This window comes from Sphingobium sp. B2D3A, from assembly GCF_025961795.1.
Taxonomy (GTDB): Bacteria; Pseudomonadota; Alphaproteobacteria; order Sphingomonadales; family Sphingomonadaceae; genus Sphingobium.
In genome coordinates this window covers 1,230,051-1,243,751 of the sequence record NZ_JAOQOI010000001.1, presented here as the reverse complement: position 1 = coordinate 1,243,751, position 13,701 = coordinate 1,230,051, and the positions used below count along the sequence as shown (strand labels likewise).

16 protein-coding genes and 1 riboswitch are annotated in these 13,701 nt (G+C 65.6%); of the genes, 6 read left to right on the top strand and 10 right to left on the bottom strand.

Annotated elements, in window-relative coordinates; translation table 11 throughout:
* The first annotated feature begins 68 nt into the window (after positions 1-68).
* Positions 69-368, top strand: coding sequence for a GIY-YIG nuclease family protein (locus M2337_RS05785; RefSeq protein WP_264572037.1), 300 nt, complete (start codon positions 69-71; stop codon positions 366-368).
* A 78-nt stretch (positions 369-446) separates the two neighbouring features.
* Here the strand turns inward: M2337_RS05785 and bcp are convergent, their stop codons facing one another.
* From bcp to tgt, 7 genes are all read right to left on the bottom strand, one after another.
* Positions 447-911: a thioredoxin-dependent thiol peroxidase gene (gene bcp, locus M2337_RS05780; RefSeq protein ID WP_264572364.1), complete on the bottom strand. Its 465-nt coding sequence runs from the start codon at positions 909-911 to the stop codon at positions 447-449.
* Positions 911-3,628, bottom strand: a complete 2,718-nt coding sequence (locus tag M2337_RS05775; RefSeq protein WP_264572036.1) for a bifunctional [glutamine synthetase] adenylyltransferase/[glutamine synthetase]-adenylyl-L-tyrosine phosphorylase — start codon at positions 3,626-3,628, stop codon at positions 911-913. Before M2337_RS05775 ends, bcp begins: the two co-directional genes overlap by 1 nt.
* 63 nt (positions 3,629-3,691) lie before the next feature.
* Positions 3,692-4,000: a type II toxin-antitoxin system RelE/ParE family toxin gene (locus M2337_RS05770; protein WP_264572035.1), complete on the bottom strand. Its 309-nt coding sequence runs from the start codon at positions 3,998-4,000 to the stop codon at positions 3,692-3,694.
* Positions 4,001-4,004: 4 nt separating this feature from the next.
* Positions 4,005-4,274 carry a type II toxin-antitoxin system ParD family antitoxin gene (locus tag M2337_RS05765; RefSeq protein ID WP_264572034.1) on the bottom strand — a complete coding sequence of 90 codons (270 nt, stop codon included), beginning with the start codon at positions 4,272-4,274 and terminating at the stop codon, positions 4,005-4,007.
* A gap of 80 nt (positions 4,275-4,354) precedes the next feature.
* Entirely contained in the window at positions 4,355-4,903 is a 549-nt protein-coding gene (locus tag M2337_RS05760; RefSeq protein WP_264572033.1) for a pseudouridine synthase, read from the bottom strand.
* Positions 4,904-4,910: 7 nt separating this feature from the next.
* Positions 4,911-6,053, bottom strand: a complete 1,143-nt coding sequence (locus M2337_RS05755; RefSeq protein ID WP_264572032.1) for a cupin domain-containing protein — start codon at positions 6,051-6,053, stop codon at positions 4,911-4,913.
* Positions 6,054-6,061: 8 nt separating this feature from the next.
* Positions 6,062-7,249, bottom strand: a complete 1,188-nt coding sequence (gene tgt, locus M2337_RS05750; protein WP_264572031.1) for a tRNA guanosine(34) transglycosylase Tgt — start codon at positions 7,247-7,249, stop codon at positions 6,062-6,064.
* A gap of 457 nt (positions 7,250-7,706) precedes the next feature.
* Here tgt and M2337_RS05745 point away from each other — a divergent pair, with 457 nt between their 5' ends.
* The 4 genes from M2337_RS05745 to thiC all read left to right on the top strand — a co-directional run bounded on the left by M2337_RS05745 (position 7,707) and on the right by thiC (position 11,729).
* Positions 7,707-8,099, top strand: coding sequence for a hypothetical protein (locus tag M2337_RS05745; protein ID WP_264572030.1), 393 nt, complete (start codon positions 7,707-7,709; stop codon positions 8,097-8,099).
* A 199-nt stretch (positions 8,100-8,298) separates the two neighbouring features.
* Positions 8,299-9,129, top strand: a complete 831-nt coding sequence (locus M2337_RS05740) for a MipA/OmpV family protein (RefSeq protein WP_264572029.1) — start codon at positions 8,299-8,301, stop codon at positions 9,127-9,129.
* 95 nt (positions 9,130-9,224) lie between these two features.
* Positions 9,225-9,335, top strand: a riboswitch (TPP riboswitch).
* A 58-nt stretch (positions 9,336-9,393) separates the two neighbouring features.
* Entirely contained in the window at positions 9,394-9,804 is a 411-nt protein-coding gene (locus M2337_RS05735) for a DUF2065 domain-containing protein (RefSeq protein ID WP_264572028.1), read from the top strand.
* Between the two features lie 29 nt (positions 9,805-9,833).
* On the top strand, positions 9,834-11,729 hold the full coding sequence (gene thiC / locus M2337_RS05730) for a phosphomethylpyrimidine synthase ThiC (protein WP_264572027.1): 1,896 nt from the start codon (positions 9,834-9,836) through the stop codon (positions 11,727-11,729).
* 172 nt (positions 11,730-11,901) lie between these two features.
* Here thiC and M2337_RS05725 read toward each other — a convergent pair whose 3' ends face one another.
* From M2337_RS05725 to M2337_RS05715, 3 genes are all read right to left on the bottom strand, one after another.
* Positions 11,902-12,672: a DUF3800 domain-containing protein gene (locus tag M2337_RS05725; protein ID WP_264572026.1), complete on the bottom strand. Its 771-nt coding sequence runs from the start codon at positions 12,670-12,672 to the stop codon at positions 11,902-11,904.
* A gap of 74 nt (positions 12,673-12,746) precedes the next feature.
* A complete protein-coding gene (locus tag M2337_RS05720) occupies positions 12,747-13,013 on the bottom strand; it encodes a type II toxin-antitoxin system RelE family toxin (protein ID WP_264572025.1) in 267 nt (88 codons plus the stop codon).
* A complete protein-coding gene (locus M2337_RS05715) occupies positions 12,997-13,215 on the bottom strand; it encodes a TraY domain-containing protein (protein WP_264572024.1) in 219 nt (72 codons plus the stop codon). The genes M2337_RS05720 and M2337_RS05715 overlap by 17 nt, the downstream gene beginning before the upstream one ends.
* A 74-nt stretch (positions 13,216-13,289) precedes the next feature.
* Between M2337_RS05715 and M2337_RS05710 the strand changes: the two genes are divergently transcribed.
* On the top strand, positions 13,290-13,682 hold the full coding sequence (locus M2337_RS05710; protein WP_264572023.1) for a nuclear transport factor 2 family protein: 393 nt from the start codon (positions 13,290-13,292) through the stop codon (positions 13,680-13,682).
* Positions 13,683-13,701: the final 19 nt, after the last annotated feature.

The following is a 13,701-nucleotide window of genomic DNA, read 5'->3' as shown; positions in this document are numbered from 1 at the left end:
GGAAGTGGCCACCTCAACTCCGTCACCCCGGGCTTGACCCGGGGTCTCGCTTCTCAGCGCATAAGTCCATGGATCGGGAGCGACAGGGTGGCTGGGTCTACATCATGGCAGATCGCTATCGCGGCACGATGTATGTCGGCGTGACCGCTCATCTCGGCGCGCGCGTTCTTCAGCATCGCAGCGGAACAGGATCGGACTTCTGCGCCCGTTATGGATTAGCCCGAATGGTGTGGGCGGAGCCGGGCGAGGACATCGCCCAATGCATCGCTCACGAAAAACGGCTCAAGCGCTGGCGGCGCGAATGGAAGTTCGCGCTGATCGAACGTAATAATCCCGACTGGAAGGACAGGTTCGATCTGCTGGTTTGAAGAAGCGGGACCCCGGGTCGAGCCCGGGGTGACGAGAGAAGAGAGATCGATCTGCCGCGCAATCCGTGGCACAAACCCTCACCCCAACGCCTTCACCGCCTCCAGAACCTCGGCGGCATGGCCCTTCACCTTCACCTTGGGCCACACGCGCACGATCTTGCCTTCCGCATCGGCCAGGAAGGTCGCGCGCTCGATGCCCATATATTTGCGGCCATAAAGGCTCTTCTCAACCCAGGTGCCGAAGGCCTCGCACACGCTGCCATCGCCATCGGATGCCAGCGTGACGGCGAGGCTGTGCTTGCCGGCGAAGCGCTTGAGCTTGGCCGGCGCATCCTTGGAGACCGCGATCACCGGCACGCCCAGCGCGCCGAAATCATCGATCAGCCCGGTGAAGTCGATCGCTTCGGTGGTGCAGCCGGGCGTATCGGCCTTGGGGTAGAAATAGACGACCAGCGGCTTGCCACGAAAATCCGCGAGCCGGATGGGCGCGTCATCCGCACCGGTGAGAGTGACGTCGGGCAGGGTATCGCCTTGGCTCAGCATCATGTCGTTCCTTCCGATGGCGTAGCCTGGCCGGCCAGCGCGTTCCAGCTCGTGGCGATGATCTGCCGCGCGGCATCGATTCGGGCAAGCAGCTCGCCCCAGTCGCGGGCCCCGCAGGCCCGTGCGACCAGCCAGCGGCTTTCCTCCACCGGCTCGCTCGATTGCGGCGCAACGAGGCGGGCAACCACCAGATAGCGGGTCAGCAGGTCCGCTGCCTCACGCAGCGCGCTGTCGAGCAGCCCCGCGGCGATCAGTCTCTCCAGCGCGATGTTGAGGCTGGGCGAGAAGCCGGTGCGATGGGTGAGCTGCGTCACATGGATGAGGAATTCCAGATCGACGAGCCCGCCCGGCATCAGCTTCACGTCGAGCGGCCCGGCCGGCGGCTTGTGAGTGGCGATGTCGCGCCGCATCTTCACGGCCTGTGCGAGCAATTGCGCGGGGTCGCGTTCGACCATCAGCGTCTGCCGGACGATCTCGTCCAGCGCGGCGCGGGCGCTGGACGATCCGAACACCGGGCGGGCACGGGTGAGTGCCAGATGCTCCCAGGTCCACGCCGCCTCGGCCTGATAGCGCGCAAAGCTCTCGAAGCTGATCGCCAGCGGCCCCTGATTGCCCGAGGGGCGCAGCCGCGTGTCGACCTCATAGAGCGCGCCGGCGGCGGTGGGCACGGAGAGCGCGTTGATCACTCGCTGGGACAAGCGGTTGTAATAGAGCGTCGCGCCCAAGGGCCGGCGCCCGTCCGATTCCGCGTTGAAATCGCCGCTGAACAGGAAGATCAGATCGAGGTCGGAGGCATGGGTGAGCAATCCGCCACCAAAGCGCCCGAGCGCCAGGATGGCCAGCTCGCTACCCGGCACGCGGCCGTGGGTCTGCTCGAACTCCGCCACGGCGGCTGCGGCGAGCACGTCCACCGCCGCCTCCGCCACCCGCGCATAGCCCCGCCCGACCTCGAGCGGATCGACCTCGCGGCTGACGATCTGCACGCCGAGCGCAAAGCGCCGCTCGCCCACGACATGGCGGACATGGTCGAGCCGGTGCTGGAAGTCATCGCCAGCATCATGCGTACGCATCGTCTCGATGAGCGTCGGCACATCGGGCGGCAGATCGAGCGCGCTCTGGTCGATCAGCCCGTCGAACAGTGCCGCGCGCCGCCCCAGCGCATCGGCCAGCGTGGGCGCGTGCGAGAGGATCGTCACCAGCGTCTCGGCCAGCGCCGGGCGCGCGACCAGCAGGCGCAGCAGATTGACCGCCGTCGGCAGGCCTTCGATCACCTGATCCAGCTTGTTGAGCGCGGTAAGCGGCGCCGGCGCACGGGCGATCTGGCGCATCAGGCCGGGCAGCAGCTCCTCCAGTGCCTCGCGCGCCGGGGCGCTGCGCAGCGGACGCAGGCTGCCGTCCCGCCAGCGGGTGATGCGCGCGACGAAGGGCTCGGTCTCTTCAATGCCGATGTCTTCCAGCCGCTGCGCCAGTGCGCGCGGCTCATCGGGCAGGCGATCATCGCCTTCCTCATCCTCGCCGACCAGCCCATCGAAAGTGAGGCCGGTCGCCTCGACATGCGGCCGCAATGCCGCGAGCAGCGCCGCGCCGTCGGCATAGCCGGCCAGCTGCGCGACATTCTCGAGCGCAGCCGGGCTTTCCGGGAGCATGTGCGTCTGCCGGTCATCGACCATCTGCAGACGATGCTCGATCGTGCGGAGCATCACATAGGCCGCATCGAGCCGCGCGCGCTCGTCAGGCTTGATCAACCCCGCCTCGCCCAGCACGCGCAGCGCCGCGCGCGTGGCCGGTGCCCGCAGCGCGGGATTGCGCCCGCCCTGAATGAGCTGGTGCGCCTGCGCGAAGAACTCCACCTCGCGGATGCCGCCGCGCCCGCGCTTCAAGTCGAAGCCGGGGCCGAAGCGCTGACCACTGGCGTAGTGCGCGCGGATACGCCGCGAAACATCGCTGATCGCCCGGATCGCACCGAAATCCAGACTGCGCCGCCAGACGAACGGCCGGATCGTGCTGAGGAATTCCTCGCCCAGCGCGATGTCGCCGGCCGCCGCGCGGGCGCGCACGAAAGCGGCCTGCTCCCAACCGACCGCGGCGCTCTCATAGTAGCTGATCGCCGCTTCGACCGGCAGGATGATCGGCGAAACCTCGGGCGACGGGCGCAGTCGCAAGTCGACCCGGAAGACGTACCCGTCCCCGGTCCGCTCAGTGAGCAGCGCCACCATCCGCCGCGCCAACCGTAGCGCTGCTTCCTGCGGCTCTTCCTTGCCGCGCGTCGGGATCGTTTCAGGGTCGAAGATCAGGATCGGGTCGATGTCCGAGCTGTAATTGAGCTCCCGGCTGCCATGCTTGCCCAGCGCGATCACCGCGATGCCGCGCGGCGCCTCATCCGGGTAGCGCTCGGCGAAGGCCGCGTTCAGCGCCGTTTCGATGGCTTCGTCGGCAAAGTCGGAGAGCCGCCGGGTGACGATATCCATGTCCCAGAGCCCCGCCAGATCGGCAATCGCCGCCACCAGAGCCAGCGCACTGCGCCGCACCCGCAGACGCCGATCCACCGCAGCATCGGGCTCCAGCGCCCGCCCGGCCGCCCATGCGGCCTCCGCCTGCCCCTGAAGCAGCAGCGCGACCAGCTCGGGATAGACATCGATCTGCCGCGCCAGAAACGGCGAATGCGCCAGCGCGCGGTCAAGGGCATCGGTAATAGGGGTGGTGGCCAGGCTCTCCATTGCCGCCTCTTAGCGGCAGGAGGGTTGGGCGGAAAGAGTGAGTGCGCGTGACGCGAGCGCACCTCAAGCGTCATCGGCAAGCAAGGCCGCGAAATCCTGCCCGCCATAGAAAATACCGAGAATGGTGACGCTCACGCCGATGGCCGAATAAGCAATCGTCACCCGCCTCCGGAAAGCGATCGTGCGCAGACCAGGGCGAAGGTCGTCGCGCGGTGTCCCGCGGTGGGGGAAATCGGCGAGCTTCTCGCAATGCTCGACAATGGCTCCGACGTAGCGACTGGCGATATCGGCGGACGCTTCGCGAGCGATATAGCGGAACAAGGAGATCAGTTGCGCTTCGGCTTCCGGCGCAAAACTGACCACGCTTTGCATTCGATCAGGACGTGGCGGCGCGTTCTGCGGCCAGCGCGGCCTTCACGTCCGCCGGAGACCGCGCGCGGCGCGGGTCAGCCTGGATCGCATCATAGGTCCGCGCGACGTCTTCACGCAGCCAGGCCTCCACAGCCTGCTCTCGCGCCTGAAGAGCTCGCAGCCCATCCCGGATCACTTCACTTTCGCTGGCATATTCCCCCGACGCGACCCTCGCCTTGACCTGCGCCGCCATATCGATGGGCAATGTCACGCTCAGTTGCTGCGTAGATCGCATGGTAAGCTCCTGCGGGACGAACCAGTAGGATTTAATCCTATCATATGCGCATTTCAATCCCGCGGTGAGGATTGGGAGGGCTAAACCGCCACCTCGCGCCATGCTCTCGGTGCCAGTCCGTCCAGCGTCCAGTCCGCCACTTGCCAGCGCACCAGCCGCAAGGTGGGGTGGCCGACCGCTGCGGTCATGCGGCGCACCTGGCGGTTGCGGCCTTCGCTGATGGTGAGGCGCAGCCAGCAATCGGGCACGCTCTTGCGCACGCGGATCGGGGGATCGCGCTCCCAGAGGTCCGGCGGGGCGACGCGGTCGGCCTGCGCGGGGCGGGTCATGCCGTCGTTGAGCATGACGCCGCGCCGCAAGCGCTCGAGCGCCGGCTCGTCCGGCTCCCCTTCCACCTGCACCAGATAGGTTTTGGGCGTCTTGTAGCGGGGATCGGAGATGCGCGCCTGCAAGCGGCCATCATCGGTGAGCAGCAGCAACCCCTCGCTGTCCCGGTCCAGCCGACCGGCAGGATAGACGCCTGGCACATCGATATAGGCCGAGAGAGTCGGGCGTGGCGAGGGCGAGCGCGCATCGGTGAACTGCGGCAACACGCCATAGGGCTTATTGAAGAGGATGAGCCGCGCCATCGTCCGCTTAATCCTCCGGATCGAGGGTGACGCTGCCCTGACTGGCCAGCGCCGCGATCAGCGCCAGCACCGCCGCATCCGGCGTCTCCACCGGCGCGTCGTCCCCTGCGCAGAGCCGCTCGGCGAAGCGCGCCGCCTCCCCCGTGCAGGCAAACGCCTCGCCGTCCACGAACAGCGTCAACGCGTCCGCCCCGTCACGGACGAACACGAAGCGGCTCGCCGGATTGCGGCGCACCGGCAAGCCGTCGTTCAGCGCCTCTTGCACATCCTCCGCCAGCACCGGCGCTTCAGGCCGCCAGTCTGCCTGCGGATATTTGGGCGTGCTGCTCGCTTGCCCGAACCAGCGCGCGAATCCGGCGCGATCCGCCAGCGCCTGCGTCGCCAGATCATGCAGTCGCGCCAGCGCATCCGGCGTGATCTCGCCGGGATTGGTCTGTAGCGGCAGGCCGGGGTCGGCATAGCGATCATCCTCGGCCAGCCCGTCGGCGACATGCGCGCTCCAGTCCTCGATCAGGTCGCGCTGCGAAGGCGCGCGAAAGCCGATGGAATAAGTCATGCAATCCGGCCCGACCGCCACGCCATCATGAGAGACACCCGGCGGCAGATACAGGATGTCGCCCGGCTCCAGCAGCCACTCCTGCGTGGGCACGAAGTCCGCAAGCAACCGCAGGTCGTCATGGGGGCGCAGTGGGGTCGACTCGTCGCACAGCCCGCCGATCTGCCAGCGCCTTTTGCCCGCGCCCTGGATGAGGAACACGTCATACTGGTCGAAATGCGGCCCGACGCCCCCGCCGTCCGTGGCATAGCTCACCATCACATCGTCCATCCGCCAATTGGGGATGAAGCGGAAGGGCGCCATCAGCGTGGCCACCTCTTCGACATAATGATCGACCGCCTGCACCAGCAGGGTCCACGGCGCCTCGCCGAGGTCGCCAAAGCGCGTCTCGTCCAGCGGGCCATGCTCCACCGCCCAGTCCGTGCCGGCCTGGGTGATCAACCGCGATTCCACCTCATCCTCGCAGGCCAGGCCGGCGAGATCATCGGGCTCCAGCGGATTAACCCACTCGGCCCACGGATTGCGGATGAGCAGCGGCTTGCGCTGCCAATACTCCCGCAGGAACAGGTCGATGTCGAAATCGGCGAGACGCATCGCCGCGCTCAAAACGCCTTGCTCGCATAATCGGCGCGGAAGCGGCCGGCGAACTCGGTAAGCCGCCCGGCGCCGATCGCATCCCTCAGTCCCGCCATCAGCGCCTGATAAAAATGGAGATTGTGCTGCGTCATCAGCATCGCGCCCAGCATCTCCCCGGCCTTGACCAGATGATGCAGATAGGCACGGCTGACGCTGCCGCAGACCGGGCAGGTGCAGCGCGCATCGAGCGGTGTCGGATCCTCGGCAAAGCGCGCATTGCGGATGTTGAGCGGCCCGGCCCAGGTGAAGGCCTGCCCGTTCCGCCCGGAGCGGGTCGGCAGCACGCAATCGAACATATCGATGCCGCGCTCGACCGCGCCGACAATGTCGTCTGGCTTACCCACGCCCATCAGATAGCGCGGCTTCTCCACCGGCAGATGGCCCACGCAATGGTCGAGGCAGGCGAACATCGCCTCCTGCCCCTCGCCCACGGCAAGGCCACCGACGGCATAGCCATCAAAGCCGATCTCAACGAGCGCCTGCGCAGACTGCTTGCGCAGCTCCTCATCGAGCGCGCCCTGCTGGATTCCGAACAGCGCCGCCCGCGCGGCATGGTCTCCGCCCGCATCGAAGCCCGCGCGCGAGCGCGCCGCCCAGCGCATCGAGCGCTCCATGGCCTGCGCCTGCGCATCGCGGCTGGTGGTGGTCGGAACCAGCTCGTCAAAGCACATCACGATATCGCTGCCGAGCAGCCGCTGGATTTCCATCGATCGCTCGGGGCTGAGCATATGGCGCGAGCCATCGATATGGCTGGCAAAGGCGACGCCCTGCTCGGTGACCTTGGTGAGCGCAGACAGGCTCATCACCTGATAGCCGCCGCTATCGGTGAGGATCGGCCGCTCCCAGCCGGAGAGCGCATGCAGCCCGCCCAGCGCCGCCACCCGCTCCGCACCGGGTCGCAGCATCAGGTGATAGGTATTGCCCAGGATGATATCCGCGCCCGCCGCGCGCACTTCCGCCGGACGCATCGCCTTGACGGTCGCCGCCGTGCCGACCGGCATGAAGGCCGGCGTGCGGATCACGCCGCGCTTCATGACGATCTCGCCGGTGCGGGCCTTGCCGTCCGTGGCGGCGATGCTGAAGGCGAACCGCGCCGACTGCGGATCGGCGGGCACGCGGAAGGGCGGGGGAGTATGCGGGGCGCTGTCGCTCATGCCCCGCGCCATAGCGCGCCACGGCCGCATTGACACCCCCCGGCGGGCGACGTGTGTCAAGCCAAGAGGATATAACGAACACCCTTCACCCTTCTCCCCTTGAGGGAGAAGGATACGCGGCCTTGCCGCCTTCTGGCGGCTAGGCGGAGTTGGATGAGGGGTGGCGGATCTCTGATCCGCGCGATCCTGGGGATCGCTCACCCCTCTCCCAGCTTCGACTAAGGCAGCAAGCTGCCAAGTCTGCGCATCCCTCTCCCTCAAGGGGAGAGGGCATGAAGCCCACCGGCAACCTTCCTTCACCGCCGTTAGATAATCCCGCAAAATTCCATCTGGACCGCCCGCGCACCCGCGCTAAAGTCCGCGCCAGCCGAGGAGCCCACAAGGCCCCGGGCCAATCGCCTGCCCCATGCTGCCCGGGGGTGGACATCATCGGGAGAGATCAGTGGCAGAGTTCGACATGATTGATGCAACGGCCTGGGCGGCCATGCTGCTCGGGGCCTTCACGCTGGCCGCCGCCATCGGCGCGCTGCGCAAGCCCGGCCTGTGGCAGACGATGGTCAAGGAGATCGAGCAGTCGCCTGCCCTGCAATTGCTCTGCGGGCTGGTGGAGCTGATCCTCGGCGCCGCGGTCTATCTCGCCAATCCATGGATTCCGGCGGATATCCTCACCTGCATCATGAAGGCCATTGGCGGCATCATGATGATCGAGGCGCTGGTCGTGCTCGCCTTCTCGGATCTCTACTTTCATTTCTGGCTGCGCAATCTGGCGAACATGCAGCGCATCTGGGTGGCGCTGACGCTGGTCTGCGGGCTGGCGCTCACCGTGGCGGGACTGATGCGGCTCAACTGACCGCACACGGCATCCTGCATGATGCCGGAAGGACGCAGGCGAACAGGATTGTCGACGGTGAGACGGGCGTGATCGGCGCGGCGGGAGCCTTCTGCCTCCTGCGGCGTTGCACGGATCAGCCTCTTGTCGGAGTTTCAACTTGCGCCCCTTCCCCTCCCTATCCCCTTGTCTTCTCGCCATTCTGGCCGTCGCACCCGCTTTGTCGGCACCCGCCCTCGGCCAGACCACAACGGCGGCCAGCGAAGCTGCCGAGCAGCGTGAAGCCGCACGCGCCCGCGCGGGGGACCGGCTGACCATCGGCCTGGGCGCCGCAGTGATCCGGGAATATGAGGGCGCCAACGGCACCAGCATCACGCCGGTGCCCGGTGCCGTCGGCAAGCTGGGCGGTCTCAACTTCCTGTATGTCGGCAATCGCGCCAGCATCGATCTGATCAACGATGGCGGCTCGCGCTGGGATTTCCAGCTCGGTCCGGTCGCCACCATCGGCCTCAACCGCACCAATGTCGACAAGATCGACGACGAGCGCATCCGCGCGCTCGGCAAGGTCGGCACCTCGGTCGAGCTCGGCGGCTATGCCGGCATTGCCCGCTGGGGCCTCATTACCAGCAATTATGACCGCCTCTCCGCGACGGTCACCGCGCGCAAGGACGTCGCGGGCGCCCATGGCGGCACGATCATCACCCCCTCGGTCAGCTACATGACACCGCTGAGCACCAAGAGCCTCGCGGTCGTGTCCTTTAGCGCCAATCATGTCGATGGCGATTATGCCGGCACTTATTTCTCGATCACCCCCGCGCAGAGCGCCGCAAGCACCCTGCCCGTCTACACCGCCGGCAGCGGCTGGAAGGACTGGACGCTCGCCGCCGCCGGCAACATCGCCCTTACAGGTGACCTCTCGGGTGGCCTCTCGCTGGTGGGTGGCGTCGCCTATACCCGCCTGCTCGGCGACATTGCCGACAGCCCGGTGGTCCGCCTCGCCGGATCGCGCAACCAGTGGATGTTCGGCGCGGGACTGGCCTACACCTTCTGATCCACCGCCGCGCGGGCCTTGCCTACGGCGCCCGCGCGGCGAGTCCTCTTCGGCTGACGGCACCATTGCACTCTCGCTCCAGAGGGCCTATCCTCCAGCCTTCCCCGGGGAGCCTGCTGACTGGCTGAGAGGGATGGGTAGCGCCATCCGACCCGTTGAACCTGAACCGGCTCGTACCGGCGGAGGGAGCGGAGCGTGGTCAGTCTTGCCACCCTCATTCCCTTAGCCACAGGCGCGCCGGCCCTTGAGAGGAGGGTGGCGGCGATGATGACGGGCAGCGTGCTCACCCTGCAACTGGCGCAGGTGCTGGGGCTTTATCTCATTCTCATCGGACTTGCCGGCCTCTCCGCGCCGCAACGCTGGCGGGCGCTGCTGGATGATTTCGACCGCGCGCCGGGGCTGGTGCTGCTCGCCGGCGTGGTGACCTTCGCCATCGGCGCGGCCCTTGTGCTCGCCCACAGCAGTCTCACCGATCCGCTCGCGACCCTCGTCACGCTGTTTGGCTGGGGTGCGCTCATCAAGGGCGCGCTGCTGATCGCCGTGCCGGGGCCAGTGCTGCGCATCGGCCGCGCGGTCTCCTCCGCGACCGCCACTCGCATCTGGGCGATCGCCGCGATCATCCTTGGTCTTCTGCTCGGCGTTGCCGGGCTCACCGGCCGTGCCGGTTTCCTCTGATTCCTCCGTTCACAGAAAGGCTCATCCCTATGGCTGACATCCCCGCAAAGGCCGAGATCGGCGTCACCACCGGACCCATTCGTGGCAGCCGCAAGATTCATGTCGGCCCGCACCGCGTGGCGATGCGCGAGATTCACCTCGAGCCCAGCTCCGGCGAGCCGCCGGTGCGCGTGTATGACACCTCCGGCCCCTATACGGACCCGGACGCGCGGATCGACATCATGGCCGGCCTTCCCGCCCTGCGCCGCGACTGGATTCTCGGGCGCGGCGATGTCGAGGCCTATGATGGCCGCGCGGTGAAGCCGGAAGACAACGGCCAGCTCGGCCCGGATCGCTCCGGCGGTGTCCGCCCCTTCCCCAATGTCGTCAAGCGCCCGCTGCGCGCCAAGGCTGGCGCCAATGTCTCCCAGATGCATTATGCCCGGCGCGGAATCATCACGCCCGAGATGGAATATGTTGCCCAGCGCGAAAATCTCGGCCGCGCCCGCCTCGCCGAATATGTCCGCGATGGCGAGAGCTTCGGCGCCAGCATCCCCGATTATGTGACGCCCGAGTTCGTGCGCGATGAGGTGGCGCGCGGCCGCGCCATCATCCCCAACAACATCAACCACCCCGAGAGCGAGCCGATGGCGATCGGTCGCAACTTCCTGGTGAAGATCAACGCGAACATCGGCAACAGCGCCGTCGCCAGCGACGTGGCGAGCGAGGTCGACAAGATGGTCTGGTCGATCCGCTGGGGCGCGGACACGGTGATGGACCTCTCCACCGGACGCAACATCCATGACACGCGCGAGTGGATCATCCGCAACTCGCCCGTCCCCATCGGCACCGTGCCCATCTATCAGGCGCTGGAGAAGGTCGGCGGCATCGCCGAGGATCTGACCTGGGAGATTTTCCGCGATACGCTGATCGAGCAGGCCGAGCAGGGCGTGGATTACTTCACCATCCATGCCGGCGTGCGCCTTGCCTATATTCCGATGACCGCCAAGCGCGTCACCGGCATCGTCTCGCGCGGCGGATCAATCATGGCGAAATGGTGCCTCGCGCACCACAAGGAGAGCTTCCTCTACGAGCATTTCGACGAGATCACGGAGATCATGAAGGCCTATGACATCGCCTACAGCCTTGGCGATGGCCTGCGCCCCGGCTCCATTGCCGATGCCAATGACGAAGCGCAGTTCTCCGAGCTCTACACGCTGGGCGAGCTGACGCATCGCGCCTGGAAGCAGGATGTGCAGGTGATGATCGAAGGGCCGGGCCATGTGCCCATGCACAAGATCAAGGAGAATATGGAAAAGCAGCTGCAGGTCTGCGGCGAGGCGCCCTTCTATACCCTCGGCCCCCTCACCACGGACATCGCGCCGGGCTATGACCACATCACCAGCGGCATCGGCGCGGCGCAGATAGGCTGGTATGGCACGGCGATGCTCTGCTACGTCACGCCCAAAGAGCATCTCGGCCTGCCCGACCGCGACGATGTGAAAGTGGGCGTGGTGACCTACAAGCTCGCCGCTCACGCCGCCGATCTCGCCAAGGGCCACCCGGCCGCCAAGGTCCGCGACGATGCGCTGAGCCGCGCCCGCTTCGAGTTCCGCTGGCGCGACCAGTTCAACCTCAGCCTCGATCCCGAAACCGCCGAGCAATATCACGACCAGACCTTGCCCGCAGAAGGCGCCAAGACCGCGCACTTCTGCTCCATGTGCGGCCCGAAATTCTGCTCTATGAAGATCACGCAGGAGGTGCGCGACTTCGCGGGCAAGCAAAATCAGGGCGTGGAAGGCTTCATCGCCACCGGCCCGAGCGGCGCGGAGACGGCAGCCGCGAGCAAGGCCGCGGCGCTCAAGGGGATGGAAGAGATGAGCAAGGTGTTCCGCGAGACGGGGAGCGAACTGTATATGGGGGCTGGGGGACGGGAGCGGGATTGAGGGAACAACTCAAGCTATCTCACGCGAAGAAACCGGCCTGAGGTCGCCTTTGTCGCAGGTCGAAGTGTTTAGTTCCCTCGGCAAAGAGGTTGAAACGGACGGAGTTCACAGCTAGATTGATCGAGCCGGGAGTGCGTCATTTAGCACGTTGAGGCTATGGCCTCACCCGGCGTCAATCTAATACTGGACCTTGCCATCCCGCTTTGGGAAACCTTACGAGGCCGTAGCCATCGATCCTTCCGGTCGGCGAAGCGCGGAACGATGGTCGCAGTCTATCGTACCAAGTTCGATCATTATGAGCTTGCGCGCGCCAAATTGCACCAGCGATCATATCAACGAGTTGAATGCCGACGCTCAAATGAGACGGAGCAAAGAACAATCCTTCGATAAAATTCTTGTACTGAGAAGTATATTGCCCTGATTCTCTTATTAAGCGTTCGTGACGATGGCGCATACTATCATCATCACCTTTACCTCGATGATCAGCAACTATCATGCCGAACGTGTCCCGACCGCTCGCTCGCGTAATATCTTGAAGGAGGTACTGGAAACGCTCTGTCACGGGCTTATACGTTCGGAAATACAGGTCATCCTGAGTGTTCACGTTTCCGAGATTGTAAGCAGTTAATGATTCGCTGGCGCAGGCAATGACACGACAGGACTTTGTATCAATAATAATTGAAAAAATATCATCCCGAAAACGATTGCGACGATCTTGCGGCCATTCGCGCATGGGATTGTCAGTATCATGATTATTGGGAGCGAAAAATCGCCACTTCACTTCGCCTCGGTAGCCCTCCCGAAGCTTCAGACCACTAAGTTTGTCGTTCATTCCCAGCCAACGATCTTCCGGGATCACCAACCCAGCAATGACAAAATAACCCTGAATGCCACTGGTTGGCTTCGGGGGAGTGCCACTTTCATCAACGAACAGCAGATGCATTTATATCTGATAGCCTTTCGCTAAACTCCGCTCAATAATGAGCGCGGCAATTCAACACCTGCAATGCCGCCACCTCACCGATAAACCTCCCGCCGGTGCCCCACCCGCACCACAAGGATCAGCACCCGCGCATCCTCGATCTTTGCCACCACGCGATAGTCGCCGATCCGCCAGCGCCAGTAGCCGGCATGTTCGCCAGCCAGCGGTGCGCCGAGGGAGCGCGGGTCATCGAGGATGGCAATGCGCTCTTCCAGCGTGCGGATTATCCGCGCCGCCTCGCTCTTCCCGAGCTTTCTTAGCTCCTTCGCCGCCTCCGGGACGAACTCAATCGTCCAGGCCAAGCTCGGCCTTCAGCGCTGCAAGCGGGATCGCCTGTTCGGCCCGGAAATCTTTCATCCGCTCTTCCGCGAGATAAAAGTCCTCAAGGTCGTCCAGATGTGCCACGATTGCCTCGCGCGCATAGAAGCTTTTGGTGCGGCCCGTCCGGGCGGCCAGCGCGTCGAGCCGCTGCTCGGTCTCGGCGTCAATTCGTAAAGCCAACATTGTGGACCTCCGTGCTATACGTGTATAGCGCAACCTTGATTTCAATCCAGCTCAATCAGGGGAATGACCAAGTCATGACCTCCACCCCCACCGACCTCCCCATCCGCGCCCGCCGGGCCGCCTTCAATTGCGCCATTGCCGATGGCGACGCGCAGGCCATCGGCGCGATCCTGGGCAAGGACTGCGTGATGATCACCGGCACGGATAGCGCGGTCATCGCCGGGCGGGCCGCTCAGCTGAGGGTGTGGCAGCGCGAGTTCGCCTCGCCCAGCCGGCTCGTCTATGAGCGCATCCCCGCCGCCATCACCGTCTCGCCGGTCGAGCCGATCGCACTGGAGCAGGGCGAATGGCGCGGCGTCGCGCGGGAGAGTGGCGCGCTGGCGGCCTCGGGCGTCTACACCGCCAAGTGGCGCGAGGTGGCCGGGCAATGGGTGATCGAGGCGGAGATTTTCGTCACGCTCGCCTGAGCCGCCCGTGCGCCGCGCA

Coding starts and splice junctions, on each gene's coding strand:
- tgt (WP_264572031.1), bottom strand. CDS start 7,249: ATGAGCGACAGCGCCCCGCATACTCCCCCGCCCTTCCGCGTGCCCGCC.
- M2337_RS05715 (WP_264572024.1), bottom strand. CDS start 13,215: ATGTTGGCTTTACGAATTGACGCCGAGACCGAGCAGCGGCTCGACGCG.
- M2337_RS05770 (WP_264572035.1), bottom strand. CDS start 4,000: ATGCAAAGCGTGGTCAGTTTTGCGCCGGAAGCCGAAGCGCAACTGATC.
- M2337_RS05725 (WP_264572026.1), bottom strand. CDS start 12,672: ATGCATCTGCTGTTCGTTGATGAAAGTGGCACTCCCCCGAAGCCAACC.
- thiC (WP_264572027.1), top strand. CDS start 9,834: ATGGCTGACATCCCCGCAAAGGCCGAGATCGGCGTCACCACCGGACCC.
- M2337_RS05745 (WP_264572030.1), top strand. CDS start 7,707: ATGATTGATGCAACGGCCTGGGCGGCCATGCTGCTCGGGGCCTTCACG.
- M2337_RS05765 (WP_264572034.1), bottom strand. CDS start 4,274: ATGCGATCTACGCAGCAACTGAGCGTGACATTGCCCATCGATATGGCG.
- M2337_RS05775 (WP_264572036.1), bottom strand. CDS start 3,628: ATGGAGAGCCTGGCCACCACCCCTATTACCGATGCCCTTGACCGCGCG.
- M2337_RS05735 (WP_264572028.1), top strand. CDS start 9,394: ATGATGACGGGCAGCGTGCTCACCCTGCAACTGGCGCAGGTGCTGGGG.
- M2337_RS05760 (WP_264572033.1), bottom strand. CDS start 4,903: ATGGCGCGGCTCATCCTCTTCAATAAGCCCTATGGCGTGTTGCCGCAG.
- M2337_RS05755 (WP_264572032.1), bottom strand. CDS start 6,053: ATGCGTCTCGCCGATTTCGACATCGACCTGTTCCTGCGGGAGTATTGG.
- M2337_RS05710 (WP_264572023.1), top strand. CDS start 13,290: ATGACCTCCACCCCCACCGACCTCCCCATCCGCGCCCGCCGGGCCGCC.
- bcp (WP_264572364.1), bottom strand. CDS start 911: ATGCTGAGCCAAGGCGATACCCTGCCCGACGTCACTCTCACCGGTGCG.
- M2337_RS05785 (WP_264572037.1), top strand. CDS start 69: ATGGATCGGGAGCGACAGGGTGGCTGGGTCTACATCATGGCAGATCGC.